The organism is Ensifer sp. SSB1, from assembly GCF_016652895.1.
In the GTDB taxonomy this organism is placed as follows: domain Bacteria; phylum Pseudomonadota; class Alphaproteobacteria; order Rhizobiales; family Rhizobiaceae; genus Ensifer.
On record NZ_JAEPRP010000017.1, the window covers coordinates 1 to 13,924 of the forward strand.

General features: G+C 63.0%; 12 protein-coding genes. 7 read left to right on the forward strand and 5 right to left on the reverse strand.

All coding sequences use genetic code 11. From position 1 onward, the window contains the following. Positions 1-89 precede the first annotated feature (89 nt). The 5 genes from I8N66_RS06450 to I8N66_RS06470 all read left to right on the forward strand — a co-directional run bounded on the left by I8N66_RS06450 (position 90) and on the right by I8N66_RS06470 (position 6,396). Positions 90-1,475, forward strand: a complete 1,386-nt coding sequence (locus I8N66_RS06450) for an aldehyde dehydrogenase family protein (RefSeq protein WP_291151117.1) — start codon at positions 90-92, stop codon at positions 1,473-1,475. Then, positions 1,472-2,617: an iron-containing alcohol dehydrogenase gene (locus I8N66_RS06455; protein ID WP_223724982.1), complete on the forward strand. Its 1,146-nt coding sequence runs from the start codon at positions 1,472-1,474 to the stop codon at positions 2,615-2,617. The genes I8N66_RS06450 and I8N66_RS06455 overlap by 4 nt, the downstream gene beginning before the upstream one ends. 236 nt (positions 2,618-2,853) lie before the next feature. Beyond that, positions 2,854-3,600: a ParA family protein gene (locus I8N66_RS06460; RefSeq protein WP_291151121.1), complete on the forward strand. Its 747-nt coding sequence runs from the start codon at positions 2,854-2,856 to the stop codon at positions 3,598-3,600. Between the two features lie 188 nt (positions 3,601-3,788). Further along, entirely contained in the window at positions 3,789-4,508 is a 720-nt protein-coding gene (locus tag I8N66_RS06465) for a ParA family protein (protein ID WP_291151123.1), read from the forward strand. A gap of 367 nt (positions 4,509-4,875) precedes the next feature. Beyond that, positions 4,876-6,396: a globin-coupled sensor protein gene (locus I8N66_RS06470; RefSeq protein WP_291151124.1), complete on the forward strand. Its 1,521-nt coding sequence runs from the start codon at positions 4,876-4,878 to the stop codon at positions 6,394-6,396. 325 nt (positions 6,397-6,721) lie between these two features. Here the strand turns inward: I8N66_RS06470 and I8N66_RS06475 are convergent, their stop codons facing one another. Then, positions 6,722-8,356 carry a winged helix-turn-helix domain-containing protein gene (locus I8N66_RS06475; RefSeq protein WP_113540768.1) on the reverse strand — a complete coding sequence of 545 codons (1,635 nt, stop codon included), beginning with the start codon at positions 8,354-8,356 and terminating at the stop codon, positions 6,722-6,724. Between the two features lie 70 nt (positions 8,357-8,426). Here I8N66_RS06475 and I8N66_RS06480 point away from each other — a divergent pair, with 70 nt between their 5' ends. Continuing rightward, positions 8,427-8,864, forward strand: a complete 438-nt coding sequence (locus I8N66_RS06480) for a cupin domain-containing protein (RefSeq protein WP_113540760.1) — start codon at positions 8,427-8,429, stop codon at positions 8,862-8,864. 186 nt (positions 8,865-9,050) lie between these two features. Here I8N66_RS06480 and I8N66_RS06485 read toward each other — a convergent pair whose 3' ends face one another. From I8N66_RS06485 to I8N66_RS06495, 3 genes are all read right to left on the reverse strand, one after another. Beyond that, positions 9,051-9,533, reverse strand: coding sequence for an N-acetyltransferase (locus I8N66_RS06485; RefSeq protein WP_291151243.1), 483 nt, complete (start codon positions 9,531-9,533; stop codon positions 9,051-9,053). Between the two features lie 267 nt (positions 9,534-9,800). After that, entirely contained in the window at positions 9,801-10,331 is a 531-nt protein-coding gene (locus I8N66_RS06490; protein ID WP_113540758.1) for a dihydrofolate reductase family protein, read from the reverse strand. A gap of 368 nt (positions 10,332-10,699) precedes the next feature. After that, positions 10,700-11,989 carry an FAD-binding oxidoreductase gene (locus I8N66_RS06495; RefSeq protein ID WP_291151150.1) on the reverse strand — a complete coding sequence of 430 codons (1,290 nt, stop codon included), beginning with the start codon at positions 11,987-11,989 and terminating at the stop codon, positions 10,700-10,702. Positions 11,990-12,073: 84 nt separating this feature from the next. Between I8N66_RS06495 and I8N66_RS06500 the strand changes: the two genes are divergently transcribed. Continuing rightward, positions 12,074-12,343 carry a hypothetical protein gene (locus I8N66_RS06500; protein ID WP_291151153.1) on the forward strand — a complete coding sequence of 90 codons (270 nt, stop codon included), beginning with the start codon at positions 12,074-12,076 and terminating at the stop codon, positions 12,341-12,343. Positions 12,344-12,385: 42 nt separating this feature from the next. Here I8N66_RS06500 and I8N66_RS06505 read toward each other — a convergent pair whose 3' ends face one another. Next, positions 12,386-13,834 carry a L,D-transpeptidase gene (locus I8N66_RS06505; RefSeq protein ID WP_113540755.1) on the reverse strand — a complete coding sequence of 483 codons (1,449 nt, stop codon included), beginning with the start codon at positions 13,832-13,834 and terminating at the stop codon, positions 12,386-12,388. Positions 13,835-13,924 lie beyond the last annotated feature (90 nt).

Sequence of the window (13,924 nt, forward strand, 5' to 3'; positions counted from 1 at the left end):
CTGATGGAAGGTTCTTATCTTCAAACCGGTGGCCGCTCCAGGAAGGGAGCGGCCACCGCACCATTCGCAATGAAAGCAGGAAAACGATCATGAGCATGATCAAGTGCATTTCGCCGGTGAACGGCGAGGTCTACGCAGAACGCCCGGCGATGCCGCTGGAGCTGGCAACACAGGTGGTCTCCCGCGCCCGTCAGGCTCAGAAGGCCTGGGCGCGCCGGCCGCTCGACGAGCGCGTCAACCTGGTGCTGGCCGGCGTCGCCCGGTTGAACGAGATGGTCGACGAAGTCGTGCCGGAGCTTGCCTGGCAGATGGGCCGGCCGGTGCGCTACGGCGGCGAGTTCAAGGGCTTCAACGAGCGCTCGAACTATGTCGCCACGATTGCTGCCGATGCACTGAAGCCGCTGGTGATCGAGGAAAGCGACCGCTTCGAGCGCCGCATCGCCCGCGAGCCGCATGGCGTCGTCTTCGTCGTGGCGCCGTGGAACTACCCCTACATGACCGCGATCAACACGGTCGCGCCGGCGCTGATGGCCGGTAACACCGTCATCATCAAGCATGCGAGCCAGACGATCCTCGTCGGCGAGCGCATGGTGCGCGCCTTCGTCGAAGCCGGTGTTCCCGCCGACGTCTTCCAGAACATCTTCCTCGACCATGAGACGACGGCAGCGCTGATTGCCGCCAAGAGCTTCGACTTCGTCAACTTCACCGGCTCGGTCGAAGGCGGACGCTCGATCGAACGGGCTGCCGCCGGCACCTTCACCGGTCTCGGCCTCGAACTCGGCGGCAAGGATCCGGGCTACGTCATGGAGGACGCCGACCTCGACGCGGCGGTCGACACGCTGATGGACGGCGCCACCTACAATTCCGGCCAGTGCTGCTGCGGCATCGAGCGCATCTATGTGCATGAAAAGCTCTATGACGCCTTCGTCGAAAAGTCGGTCGCCTGGGTTTCCAACTACAAGCTCGGCAATCCGCTCGATCCGGAAACGACGCTCGGCCCGATGGCCAACAAGCGCTTTGCCGCGACCGTGCGCGAGCAGATCGCCGATGCCGTCGCCAAGGGCGCCAAGGCGCTGATCGATCCGAAGCTCTTCCCAGCCGATGACGGCGGCGCCTATCTCGCGCCGCAGATCCTCACCAATGTCGACCACTCCATGGCCTTCATGCGCGAAGAGACCTTTGGCCCGGCGGTCGGCATCATGAAGGTGAAGAGCGACAGCCAGGCGATCGAGCTGATGAACGACAGCCAGTACGGCCTCACCGCATCGCTCTGGACCAGGGATGCCGAGCGCGCCGCGCGCATCGGCGCCGACATCGAGACCGGCACGGTGTTCATGAACCGCGCCGACTATCTCGACCCGGCGCTTTGCTGGACCGGCGTCAAGGAAACCGGCCGCGGCGGCTCGCTCTCGGTCATTGGTTTCCAGAACCTCACCCGTCCGAAATCCTACCATCTGAAGAAAGTAACTGCATGACCATCACCGCCAACTGGAGCTATCCCACCGCCATCAAGTTCGGTGCCGGCCGGATCAAGGAGCTTGCCGACCATTGCAAGGCGGTCGGCATGAAGAAGCCGCTGCTGATCACCGATCGGGGCCTCGCACCGATGGCGATCACGCAGAACGCGCTCGACATCCTCGCCGCCGCCGGTCTCGGCCGGGCGATCTTTGCGGACGTCGATCCGAACCCGAACGACGTCAATCTCGAAGCCGGTGTGAAGGCCTTCAAGGACGGTGGTCATGACGGCGTCGTCGCCTTCGGCGGCGGCTCGGGCCTCGATCTCGGCAAGTGCGTCGCCTTCATGGCCGGGCAGAGTCGCCCGGTCTGGGACTTCGAGGACATCGGCGACTGGTGGACGCGCGCGAGCGTCGAAGGCATCGCACCGATCATCGCGGTGCCGACCACCGCCGGCACCGGCTCTGAAGTCGGCCGCGCCAGCGTCATCACCAATTCGGCGAGCCACGTGAAGAAGGTGATCTTCCACCCGAAGTTCCTGCCGGCAGTCACGATCTGCGACCCGGAACTGACGGTCGGCATGCCCAAGGTGATCACCGCCGGCACCGGCATGGATGCCTTCGCCCATTGCCTGGAGGCCTATTCCTCGCCCTTCTACCACCCGATGTCTGCGGGCATCGCGCTTGAAGGCATGCGGCTCGTCAAGGAATACCTGCCGCGCGCCTACAAGGACGGCACTGACATCGAGGCCCGCGCCAACATGATGAGTGCTGCCGCCATGGGGGCCGTCGCCTTCCAGAAGGGCCTCGGCGCCATCCACTCGCTGTCGCATCCGGTGGGCGCGATCTACAACACCCACCACGGCATGACCAACGCTGTCGTGATGCCGCCGGTCCTGCGCTTCAACCGCCCGGCGATCGAGGACAAAATAGTGCGCGCTGCCGCCTATCTCGGCATTTCCGGCGGCTTCGACGGATTCTACGACTATGTGCTGAAGCTGCGCGAGGAACTCGGGGTTCCGGACAAGCTCGCAGCCCTCGGCGTCGGCACCGACCGGATCGACGAAATGTCGGAAATGGCGATCGTCGACCCGACGGCCGGTGGCAACCCGGTCGAACTGACGCTCGATGCCGCAAAGAAACTCTTCCGCGAGTGCATCTGACAGGGCATGCTGGCGCCTCGCTTTGTGTGAGGCGCCAATTCCCCTTGGTTTAGAGTGGCTGAAAATACTACTTGCCATTGCAGTCGACTTGTCACCTAATTGTCACGCAACTGTCACGTTTTAGGTCCGCCAAGCGTTTCCTTTACGCTTCGTTTACCGCGATCTGAAACGCTTCCATTAGAGCGTGCGTATGTATGGCCCCGGATCTGGGGGCCTGCGTTGAGTAGGGTCGACCGATGGCGATAATTTCCCTCGCGAATGCGAAGGGGGGAGCGGGCAAGACGACGGCAGCGCTGCTGCTTGCCTGCGAATTCGCACGGCGCGGTGACCGGGTCGCGGTTCTCGATTGTGATCAGCTCGCCTGCATGACCGACTGGTTCCGCCACGGCCGCAACGACAGCAATCTCTCCATCGTCTCAGGCGTGACCACGACAACGCTCAGCGATCATCTGCGGCGCCTGCGCGGCCGTGTCGAGCATGTGGTCATCGATCTCTCCGGCGCTGCGGACGTGCTGGTGGCGCTCGCGATCGGCCTCTCGGATCTGACGCTGATCCCGGTGCAGGGCTGTGTCATGGACGCGCGCGGCGCCACCCATGTGCTCGAACTGATCCGCTATTTAGAGAACAATGCGCGCGCCAACATCAACCACGCGGTGCTGCTGACCCGGGTCAACCCGATCGTGACAACGCGCGCCATGCGCAGGGTCAAGCTGCTGCTGGCCGAAAGCCGCATCCGGCTGGTCGATACGCCTCTGGTCGAGCGCACGGCGTTCCGTGAACTTTTCGAGCAGGGCGACACGCTCTATTCGCTCGACGCGAGACGGGTCAGCAATCTGGAGAAGGCCCAGGCAAACGCGCGTGATTTCGCCAACGACGTGCTGACGCTTCTCAATCCGGCGGGGGAGGCGCTGCGACACGGCCCGTTCTCGTCGATGTGCTACCGCTCGGAGCGCACGGCCGAGCCGGTCGTGGTGCCGGCCTGACGCCGCAAAACTAGGCTCTTTCCATCGTTATCGCCGCGTGCTGCCGGTCCTCTGGCCCCCGACTGTCAGGTTTCACGTTCCCGCGTTACCAATTCGTTAACCATGTTCTGAAAGGTTTCGTTAAGCAGCGAACCACCGGTTTTGGCCGTCAGGGTTCAGCGCGGAACACGCACAGAATGAGGAATATCATGGCGGTCATCACTTTCGCCAATGCAAAGGGCGGCGCGGGCAAGACGACGGCGGCGCTGATCCTGTCGACGGAGCTGGCGAGGCAGGGACACCGCGTCGTGGTACTCGATGCCGATCCGCAGCGCTGGATCACGAGCTGGGCCGAAGTTTCCGGCGACATCGCCAATCTCACGGTCATCTCGCACATCACGCCCGGCTCGCTCGAATGTCATATCCGCGAGATGAAGGACGAGGCGGATTACATCGTCATCGATCTCGCGGGCGCGAAAGATCAAATTGTCGCACTGGCACTGGCCGTTTCCGACCAGGTGCTGATCCCGGTGCAGGGCTGCGCCATGGATGCAAAGGGGGCCGCACAGATCCTCGAACTCATCCGCCAGATCGAAGACCGCTCCAAGCAGCGCATCAACCATTCGGTCGTGCTCACCCGCGTCAATTCGCTCGTGACCACGCGCGCGCTGCAGACGATCAAGGCCATGCTCGCCGAACGCGGCGTCTCGGTGCTCGATACGCCGATCGTCGAGCGCGCCGCCTATCGCGAAATCTTCGACTGCGGCGGCACGCTGCAGACAATGGACCCGGCCCGCGTCAGCAACCTCGACAAGGCGCGCGAAAACGCGTTTGCGCTGGCAAAGGAAGTGCAGGCGCTGCTGCCGGTCAAGACGCGCCGTACCTGGGCCGCTCGCATGCCGTCCTGGGCTTCGCGCAACGCCGCCTGACCCACCAAACTCCAGTCGTTTATTGCGTATCAACCGGAATTGATATTCGTCAGTTCCGGTTGAATCCTGTTTTCATCCTCGCGAAATAGCTGTCGCCCGTAAGGCTTCCTTTACCCTGGCGTCCTAACTGTGCCTTTGGACACAGCTTGCCCGTCGCGAACACCGCAGACAGGCAATCGGCCGCCATGACTGCGGCCATGATCTCAGACGCTTTGCGCCGTCGATCCTGTCTCCATGGTCCACGACAGTGCCGCGCGTCCCGTCGGATGCGCAAGGGTCGCTGTATCACTTTGAACTGCCGCATGTTTTGTCTCTAGATCGAACGGATTTAGCAAGCGTGCAGCAGAGCATGCAGGGAAGTTCGCGCATGAAAACGGAACACACCGCTGCCGGCACGCAGGACGTTGCTGGTCGTCTGAATTTCATGGCGCTCGATGATGCCGCCAGAGCCAGCCTCAAGGCGCTGAAGCCGATCCTCGAGAAGGAGCTGAAGCCGGCGCTGGACAAGTTCTACAGCAAGGTGAAGACGACGCCGGAGACGAAGCGGTTCTTCTCGTCCGACAGCCACATCGACCGTGCCAAGGGTGCGCAGGTCGGCCATTGGGCCAATATCGCCGACGCCAATTTCAATGAGGACTACAGCGCCAAGGTTCGCACCATCGGCCAGGTCCACGCGCGCATCGGCCTCGAGCCCCGCTGGTACATCGGCGGCTACGCGCTGGTCGCCGAACATCTGATTACCGAAATCGTCAAGGCGCACTGGCCAAAGCGTGGCCTGTTCTCGCGCCAGACCACCTCGGCCGAAGAGCTGGGCGCCATGCTGTCGAGCCTCGTCAAGGGCGTCTTCCTCGACATGGACCTGTCGATCTCCGTCTACATGGACGCGTCCGATGTGGCCAAGCAGCGCGCCGTCCAGGAGGAAGTGCTGGCGGCAGAGCGTGCGCTGATCAGCAAGACGTTCGGCGCGGCGCTGAAGAAGATCGCCGACGGAGACCTGACGGCGCGCATCGGCGCTGATTTGCCGGTCGCCTACCAGGAGCTTGGCGAAAACTTCAACCACGCGATCGGCGAGCTCTCGCGCGCCATCGGCGGCATCGAGGCCGGTGCCAGCCAGATCCACACCAGCGCCCAGGCAATTGCGGCGGCGGCGGATGATCTTGCCAAGCGTACGGAGCGCCAGGCGGCAAACCTTGAAGAGACGGCAGCTGCCGTCGAACAGGTGACGCGTACGGTCAAGCAGACCGCCGAAGGCGCCAACCAGGCGAATTCGACCGTGGTCGCCGCGCGCGCCAATGCCGAACAGAGCGGTGAGATCGTCAGCCACGCGATCGAGGTGATGCAGGAGATCCAGACGTCTTCGGCCAGCATCGCGCGGATCGTCGACGTGATCGACGAGATCGCCTTCCAGACCAACCTGCTGGCGCTGAACGCCGGCATCGAAGCGGCGCGCGCCGGCGAGGCGGGCAGGGGTTTTGCGGTTGTCGCCTCCGAAGTTCGCGCGCTCGCCCAGCGTTGCGCGGAAGCGGCCAAGGACATCCAGGGCCTGATCGCCAAGTCGCGCGGCCAGGTGGACGACGGCGTGAACTCCGTTAACCAGGTGGCCCAGTCGCTGCAGCAGATCGTGGCGCAGGTGGTGGAAGTCAGCTCCGTCTTCGGCGCGATCCGCGCCAGCACCGCCGAACAGGCAACCGGTCTGCAGGAGGTCAACATCGCCATCACCCAGATGGACCAGATCACCCAGCAGAATGCCGCCATGGTCGAAGAGGCCAATGCCGCCAGCCAGGCGCTGACGGGCGAGGCCGAGCACATCGCCACGCGCCTTCGCGCCTTCCGGACGTCCGGTCAGGTGCAGGTCAGTGCCGCGTCAGGCTATCGCGCGGCCGCGTGATCGCGCGCTACGGTTTTAGAGATGGCGCCTTGGGTCAGGGATCCGGGGCGCCTTGCTTTTGGGCTGACAGGCTGCGGAATGGGGGGGCTTCTTTGCGCTGGGTTCCGGTCCAGTCCTGGCTCCAGACTCAAATTGGTAGGATGTCACGTTCTCCGCGTCGACAAGGTGAGCCCCGGCACAGGCGCCACTGGAGGAGCCGGGCGCTCTTCAGCACCAGGACTTTCGTGCGGCAACCGGAGAAAGTCGAGACAGGCCCGAGGAAGCTCGCCGAACGAGCCGGAAACCTCGCCTGCCTGCAATCGCGCGTACAGCATTCGTTACGTGCCTATAAGGCTGTCTGCTCACCTGTCGGAAGCTGGCTATCCGGGATTTGCTCCAATAATCCTGCCAATCGTTGCTGCCAATGCGGATTGCGCTGTCTTAGCGGCTCTAAAGCATCGCCCGGAGGGTTCTCCATTTCGCCCATCAACGCGCGCGATGATCGCGCCTCTGCAAGACGCCCGGCAGTCGCATAGCAGCAGGCCAGCGTTTCCTGGACCGGCCGCCATGCGGGCCGCACCTTTTGGGCTTTCACGGCAGCGGCAAGCGCGTTGGCTCCGTCGCCTGCAAACAGGTGGGCCAGCGCTAGCAAGTTCAGCCAAACGAAGTTCTGGGGATCGCTGGGATTCAACGTGAGGCCGCGTTCCAGTGGCGCTATGGCACCAGACGCGCTCCCCCTGAAGAGTTCAGCCATTCCCAACACAAGGTGGCCGAGAGCGAAACTCGGGCTGATCTCGATCGCCCTTTCGGCCGCAAGGACCGCCTGTTCGGGGGCATTCGAGTAGGCGCTGCAGATCGCCAACGCGTAATGTGTGTATGGGTTCTTTTCGTCGAGCCGAACGGCCGCCAAGGCAGCATCCAACCCCTCCCTGATATCCTCGGAAGGATGCTCGCTCCATCCATAGGCGACGATGCCTGCACTCACGCGACCAAGCCAGAGATGGGCTTCCGCAAGTTCGGGGTCGAGCCGACACGCCTCCCTGAATAGCTCTCGCGCCACCAGGTGGGTCTGCTGGCCAACGTGGTGGAAATACCAGGTTCCCTGCCGCACTGTCTCCCACGCCGTCATGTTTCCCGTGTGCCGCGCCGCCGCGGGGAGTGACGCCGTCTTCAGCAGTTCCGGCTCAATCGCACCGGCGACCCTCTCCGCGATGGCGTCTTGAACTGCGAATGCATCTTCCAGTTCCACGTCATACCGTTCGGCCCAGACCTGGCTGGCCGACGTGGTCTCGACCAGTTGAGTGGAGACCCGAAGGCGACCGCCGGAGCGACGCACACTTCCTTCGAGCACGTAACCGACACCCAGTTCGCGGCCCACCTGCTTGGCGCTCACGGACTTGTTCCTGTAGACGAAACTCGAATTGCGCCCGATGACCCGAAACCACCGAAATCTCGTGAGCGCAGTGATGACATCTTCGGTGATGCCATCCACCAGATACGCCTGTTGCCTGTCATTGCTCAAATTGGCAAACGGCAGAACCACGATCGATGGTCTGCCGGGGTTCGCAAGCGAACCGGGCAACGCCGCGGGCGCTTCAGCGGCCGCAGGATGCAGGCTATTCACCCGACCGGCAAAACGATACCCCGCACGCGGCACGGTGGCGATCCATGCGCTCCCCTCCGGCTGGGGGCCCAGCATCTTTCGCAAGGCAGCGATCTGAACCGAGAGATTGCTCTCCTCAACGATAGCGGCGGGCCAGGCAGCCTCCATCAGCGCGGACTTGCTCACAACCTGCGTCGACGCGCGCACGAGCGCGTTCAACAGCAACAGGCCCTTATGGCCAATTGCCACGCGCCGCCCTTCACAAGTCAGTGCGCCGCGCTGCATGTCGAGGACGAACGCCCCGAACGCGAACTGTTGCGGCTCGACGCTCCCGGCTACGGCTTCTTTAAAAGAATTCGGGACTTTTCGCCCTCCCATTAAGGACTCCAGTCGGTGTTCTTGCGATCCTTTTGCGTAGGTCGACCAGACTACCATGGAGGAGGCCAAAATGACGATTTCAAAAGAACGAACCGATGCGGGCTTCTCGCGGGGCAAAGCCCTGGTCTCCAAAGGGGACGCAGGATACCGAGCTGAACAAGGATCCGATTATCTGCCCGGCATCAGTGCGGAGTCAGTTGGTTCAACCGCACTGTGGCTCGGTATCGCCACGATCCCGCCTGGCAAGCGCACCAAGGCGCATGTGCATGAGCGCCATGAGAGCGCCTTCTACATGTTGAGCGGTGAAGAGTTGGAGCTGTGGAGTGGCGATGAACTCCAGCACCGGGATGTCATGCACCGCGGAGACTATCTTTACATTCCTGCGAACGTATTGCACGTGGCCGTCAATCGGGGAGCTGAACCGGCCGTATTCATCGGGGCGCGCAACGAGCCGACCGCCCAGGAAAGCGTTGTTCTTTATCCTGAAATGGATTCCCGAGTGCCGTGACAGGTGGAAGACTGCTTTGTGCTACCGCGCGGCCGCGTGATCACGCGCTACGGTCTTAAAGATGGCGCCTCGGGTCAGGGATGATCCGGCGCGTCTTGGTTGGGGTGGCAGATCTGCGGAATGCGGCGGCTGCGGAACGGGCAAGGGCTTCGCTGCGAAGTCTGCGGATCGACCACAAGTGTCCGCCTAAAGCTTGCGAAACATAACGAAGGCGTCGACATAGCCGAGCGAAGGGTGAAGGAATGCTTCCGGAAGCCGACCGACGATCTCAAATCCGAGCGACTGCCACAGCCGCACCGCACGTTCGTTGCTGCTGACGACGAAGTTGAATTGCATGGCCCGGAAGCCCTTTGCGCGCGCATGGGTGAGAGAGTGCTCATGCATCTGGCGGGCCACGCCTCGGCCGCTTGCCTTTGCGTCTGTCATGTAGCCGCAGTTGCAAACATGTTGCCCGCCGCCCGCCCGGTTGGACCGGATATAGTATGTACCTAAAATGGTGCCATTCTCTTCCGCAACGAACGTTTCCCGGTCGGGAGCAATCCAGTAAGCCAGCGCATCGTTTTCGCTAAGGTCGCGGTCGAGCGTATAGGTCTCGCCCGCGCGGATGGTCGGACGGATTATTTCCCAGATGGCGCTTCGATCGTCATTGCTTGCGGCACGGATTATCATTGCTCTACCTACTGTCGGCATGGACGCACGCAACGCGCTTATCGCATGCATGAGCGAGCTGCAATCGCCTTCATCGCGCTGCCGCAGGCGGTGGCTTTCCCCGGCGCAATCGCACTTCTCCGGAAAGCGGAGTGCGCCGGGCTGGCTGGCCGCAACCAGATGAGCCTGGCTACACATCCATGCTGTCCTTGCGCCGACGTCCCGCCCCGGACGAGAGCGGTCATGTCGCGTTCGCGCCGAGCCAATCGCGATCGGCAAGTCACCAGACTATGCAGGAACGTAGGTCAGCCGTACCACGTCCTCACCAATCCGATCATGAGCGACGAGGCGCAGTCGTCGACGGGGGCCGGCGAAATAGGGGTTGCCTTGGCCCAGTACGACCGGGTGCAGGTAGATCCGATACTCGTCGATCAGGCCGAGCTCGGTGAGGCTGTGCGCCAAGACCGGGCCGGCGACTTCGATCTCGCCCTCGTTCTCGGCTTTCAACGCCCTGATCGCGCCCTCGAGATCTCCTCCAACGAGGCTGGCATTGGGGCCGACAGACTTTAGCGAGCGCGATACGACCCACTTCGGCTGCTTTCGCCAAGCCGCCGCAAAGGCCCGTCTGTCCGCATCCCACTCGGGATGCTCCTCGTCCCAGTAGCGCATGATCTCGTAGATACGGCGACCGTATAGGCTGCCCGTCTGCTGTTCGGCCTCCTTGATGAAGTGGCGGAAGAGTGTGGGACTTGGCGCAAACTCCATATGGTCGACGTAGCCGTCCAGCGACTGGTTCATTCCGAACACGAGCTTAGCCATGGCCACGTTCTCCTCTTGGCACATTCGCGCGGACCTGATTGCGATATGCAATCGGTGTAGGTTAGATCGACTGATGGTATTTCGCAATCGGTTTCTGGGGCGCATGCGCGCCGCGCGCCGCGTGGCCAGAACGATCTCATTTTCGAGGTGTTTGGAATCGCTGAAACGCGATCGCCATCGGGAGTGAATGTACCGATGGTGGGTTGTTGGTGCAGCCAGAGGAGGGACAGGCGAACACATTGGCCGACCGGCGACGGTCTGCGAAGGCCGGCTGTCGGGACCGACCCGGGGTCGCCGGGCTTTCCTGGAAGGTGCAGAAGCCGAGATGACGGACCGGCGCGGCGGGTCCGCTGCATTCTCTGGGGCGCTCAGAAGCGCCGATCGATGAAATGCTTGGCCTGGGCGCCGGCGTGGTAGAAGGCCGATTTCACCGTGCGCCAGGTGTCCGGCGTGACTGGCGTTTCCGCGAGCGGGATCGCCGAAGTTTCGCCGGTGACGTGGTGGGCGAGCGCCCGGCCGAAGACGGTGCCCGGCGCGATGCCGCGGCCGTTGTAGCCACTGACGGAGACCACGTTCGGCGCCAGCGTGTGCATCGCCGGCAGGTTGTTGGTGGTCATACCGATGCGGCCGTCCCACCAGTATTCGAAGCGGAAGTCGCCGATATAGGGGAAGAGCTTGCGCACGGAGCGGGCGGCGAAGGCGCGGTGCGTGCCTTCGGCCATCGCGTCGAGCCGGCCGATCGAACCGAAGATCAGCCGGTTCTGCTGGTCCATGCGGAACGAGGTCATGACGAGGCCGGTGTCCCAGGTGCCCTGACGTTCAGGCAGGATGCGGCTTGCGACCGCGTCGGGCAGCGGATTGGTGGCGAACTGGAAATAGGGCAGGATCGTCAGTTCCTGCGTATGCGCCTGCCACGGGCTCTCGGCAAAGAGGCCGCCATAGGCGTTGGTGGCGAGGATCACGTGCTTGGCGCGCACGACGCCCTTGCCGGCCTTCAGAACCCAGGTGTCGCCCTGGCGCTCGGCGCCGGTGAGCGGCGTGTCGGTATAGATCTCGGCGCCGGCGGCAAGAGCCGCGCGGGCAAGCCCGCGAGCATAGGCGAGCGGCTGGATGGTGCCGGCGCGACGATCGAGCAGGGCGCCCGAGAAGCCTTCGGCGCCGGAGAGCGCGCGCGCCCGCTCGGCGGAAAGCGCCTCGACCGGAGCGCCGCGCTTCTGCCACTGCGCCTCGCGGTCCTTGATCTCCGTCACGCCCTCGCTGCCGACGGCCATGTGCAGCGTGCCGTTGCGGACGGCCTCGCAGGCGATGCCGTGCTTCTCGACCAGGGCGTAGACCATGGACGGTCCGTCGCCGAGTTCGGTGAGCAGTCGGTTGCCGGCGGCCGGACCGAGCGTGGAGATGAGATCATCTGGCTTCACCCACATGCCGGCATTGACCAGACCGACATTGCGGCCGGAGCCGCCGAAGCCGATCATCCTGGCTTCGATGACCGTTGCCTTGATCCCTTTTTCGGCGAGGTGAAGAGCCGCCGAGAGGCCGGTGAAGCCGCCGCCGATGATGGCGACATCGGTCGTCAGGTCACGGCCGAGAGGCTTGGTTTCCGGCGCGGCCGGTGCCGTCGCATGCCAGAGGTTGGGCAGGGTACGCTCCGTCGCCATCGCGGCAATCCTTCAAGTGCGGCCGGATGTCGGCCTTGTAGATCGAGGTTCTCTCGGTGATAGCTGATTGCGGGGAAAATTCTCATGACAATGTATCATGAAGTCATGATGCAAGCCGGTGCGATAGCCACCGAGGGGATGGGCGGTGCGAAACCGGAAAAAAACCGCAGCTGGGTCGTCGGCAGCTGCGGTCGTGGAAAATGTATTCGTCTGAAAAGTCTTTGCCGAAACGTCGTCCCGCTTCGGCGATACAGCTTTAAAAATGCACCTGTCGTGGATGGTCGATCAGGCTTCCCCATCTTCTACGCCGTTCAGCCGAAGTCACTCACCCAATTGGGGGAGGCGAGCAAATAATGCTTTCGGAAGAGCTGGTCAGCCCTGCCGAAAAGCGATGCGTCAATCGACGAATTCTACGGTGACGCCGGGGCTGACCATCTTGGCGAGCTCGGTCGCATCCCAATTGGTCAAGCGCACGCAGCCATGGCTCTGGGTCTTGCCGATTTTGGAGGGTTCCGGCGTTCCGTGAATGCCGTAGGTGGGCTTGGAGAGCGCGATCCACACTGTGCCGACCGGGCCGTTCGGACCCGGCTGCAGGGTGAGAATCTTGTCGTTGCTGCCCTGCTGGAAATTGATCTTCGGATTATAGGTATAACCCGGATTGAGGGCGATGCGCTCGACATTGACGGTGCCCGAGGGAGACGGCGTGTCGGAGGAGCCGATCGTTGCCGGATAGGCGGCGATCAGCTTGCCGGTGTCGTCATAGGCCAGCACCTGCTTGCGCGCCTTGTCGGCGAGGATGCGGGCGACCTTGCCGGTCTTGTTCGCGCCCGGGTTGATCACCTTGATGATGGTGCCGGGAATGGTGAAATCGACGCCCGGATTCAGCTCGCGCAGATAGCCTTCGTCCATATGGAACTTCTCGCCGAGCATTTCGGTCGTCGAGGTGAAGGACATGTGCGGCAGCATGGCCTTGTGCGCGTAATCCTCGGGGATCGATGCGACATAGGGGCCGGCAGCGTCCGCAGCCGTGATCGTGTAGCTGGTGATCGGCATGCCGCCGTTCATGCGCAGCCGCTCCAGAATGTCATCGGTGTTATTGGGATCGAGCGTTTCGCCGGTCGCCTGCTGCCAGGCCTCGATTGACTTGGTGACGTTCGAGCCCATCTTGCCGTCGATCACGCCGGGCGAGAAGCCTTCGCGGTCGAGGAAGACCTGCAGCGCGGTGATCTCGGCGCGCGACTTGCTCTTGACCGTCATTGCCGGCGGCATCGACGGGCGCATCGGCTGGGTGTCGTTCGGATCGATCGAGGCTTCTTCCGTGCCGTCGATCAGGCCCGGAAGGCTGTTCGGCAACTCGTTGCCGTCTGTCGATGGCGGCACGACGTCGCGGTAGTCGGGGATGGAGCCGGTGACTTCGCCTGGCTCGGAATAGCCGTAGCCGCGCTCGGTGTCGCGATTGCGCCGGTTCGAATAGATGTCGACGTCGCCCTGGCGGCGATAGCCGCCATAGCCACCCTGGGAGCTGCCGTAGCTATCCCGGCGGGCGCGATTGGGCACCACGGTCGCCACCACATTGCCCCAGCTATCGATCAGCAGCGTGCGTCCGCGGCTGTCGCGCATGGTCTGCACCTCGTCGGCGCGCGGTACATAGTCGAGGATTTCGCCATCGGGCGTGACCAGCATGACGTCGTCGCCATAGCGATTCCTGCCGCGATAATCCTGCGCGAAAGCGCTCGCCAAATCCACGGCGAGAAAGCCGGCTGCGGCGAGAAGCGAGAGGCCGATGCGGGTCGCTGACGTCACGTGAGAACCTGTTTTCATTGTAGTGAATGTGGCGCGGTACATTTGGATTTCGACGTTAATGTGAAAAAAATGAATTCATCATGAACAAGCAGTTAAATTCTATCTAAGCGGGGCAATCCCGGGCTTCAACCG

Coding starts and splice junctions, on each gene's coding strand:
- I8N66_RS06450 (WP_291151117.1), top strand. CDS start 90: ATGAGCATGATCAAGTGCATTTCGCCGGTGAACGGCGAGGTCTACGCA.
- I8N66_RS06455 (WP_223724982.1), top strand. CDS start 1,472: ATGACCATCACCGCCAACTGGAGCTATCCCACCGCCATCAAGTTCGGT.
- I8N66_RS06460 (WP_291151121.1), top strand. CDS start 2,854: ATGGCGATAATTTCCCTCGCGAATGCGAAGGGGGGAGCGGGCAAGACG.
- I8N66_RS06465 (WP_291151123.1), top strand. CDS start 3,789: ATGGCGGTCATCACTTTCGCCAATGCAAAGGGCGGCGCGGGCAAGACG.
- I8N66_RS06470 (WP_291151124.1), top strand. CDS start 4,876: ATGAAAACGGAACACACCGCTGCCGGCACGCAGGACGTTGCTGGTCGT.
- I8N66_RS06475 (WP_113540768.1), bottom strand. CDS start 8,356: ATGGGAGGGCGAAAAGTCCCGAATTCTTTTAAAGAAGCCGTAGCCGGG.
- I8N66_RS06480 (WP_113540760.1), top strand. CDS start 8,427: ATGACGATTTCAAAAGAACGAACCGATGCGGGCTTCTCGCGGGGCAAA.
- I8N66_RS06485 (WP_291151243.1), bottom strand. CDS start 9,533: ATGATAATCCGTGCCGCAAGCAATGACGATCGAAGCGCCATCTGGGAA.
- I8N66_RS06490 (WP_113540758.1), bottom strand. CDS start 10,331: ATGGCTAAGCTCGTGTTCGGAATGAACCAGTCGCTGGACGGCTACGTC.
- I8N66_RS06495 (WP_291151150.1), bottom strand. CDS start 11,989: ATGGCGACGGAGCGTACCCTGCCCAACCTCTGGCATGCGACGGCACCG.
- I8N66_RS06500 (WP_291151153.1), top strand. CDS start 12,074: ATGACAATGTATCATGAAGTCATGATGCAAGCCGGTGCGATAGCCACC.
- I8N66_RS06505 (WP_113540755.1), bottom strand. CDS start 13,834: ATGTACCGCGCCACATTCACTACAATGAAAACAGGTTCTCACGTGACG.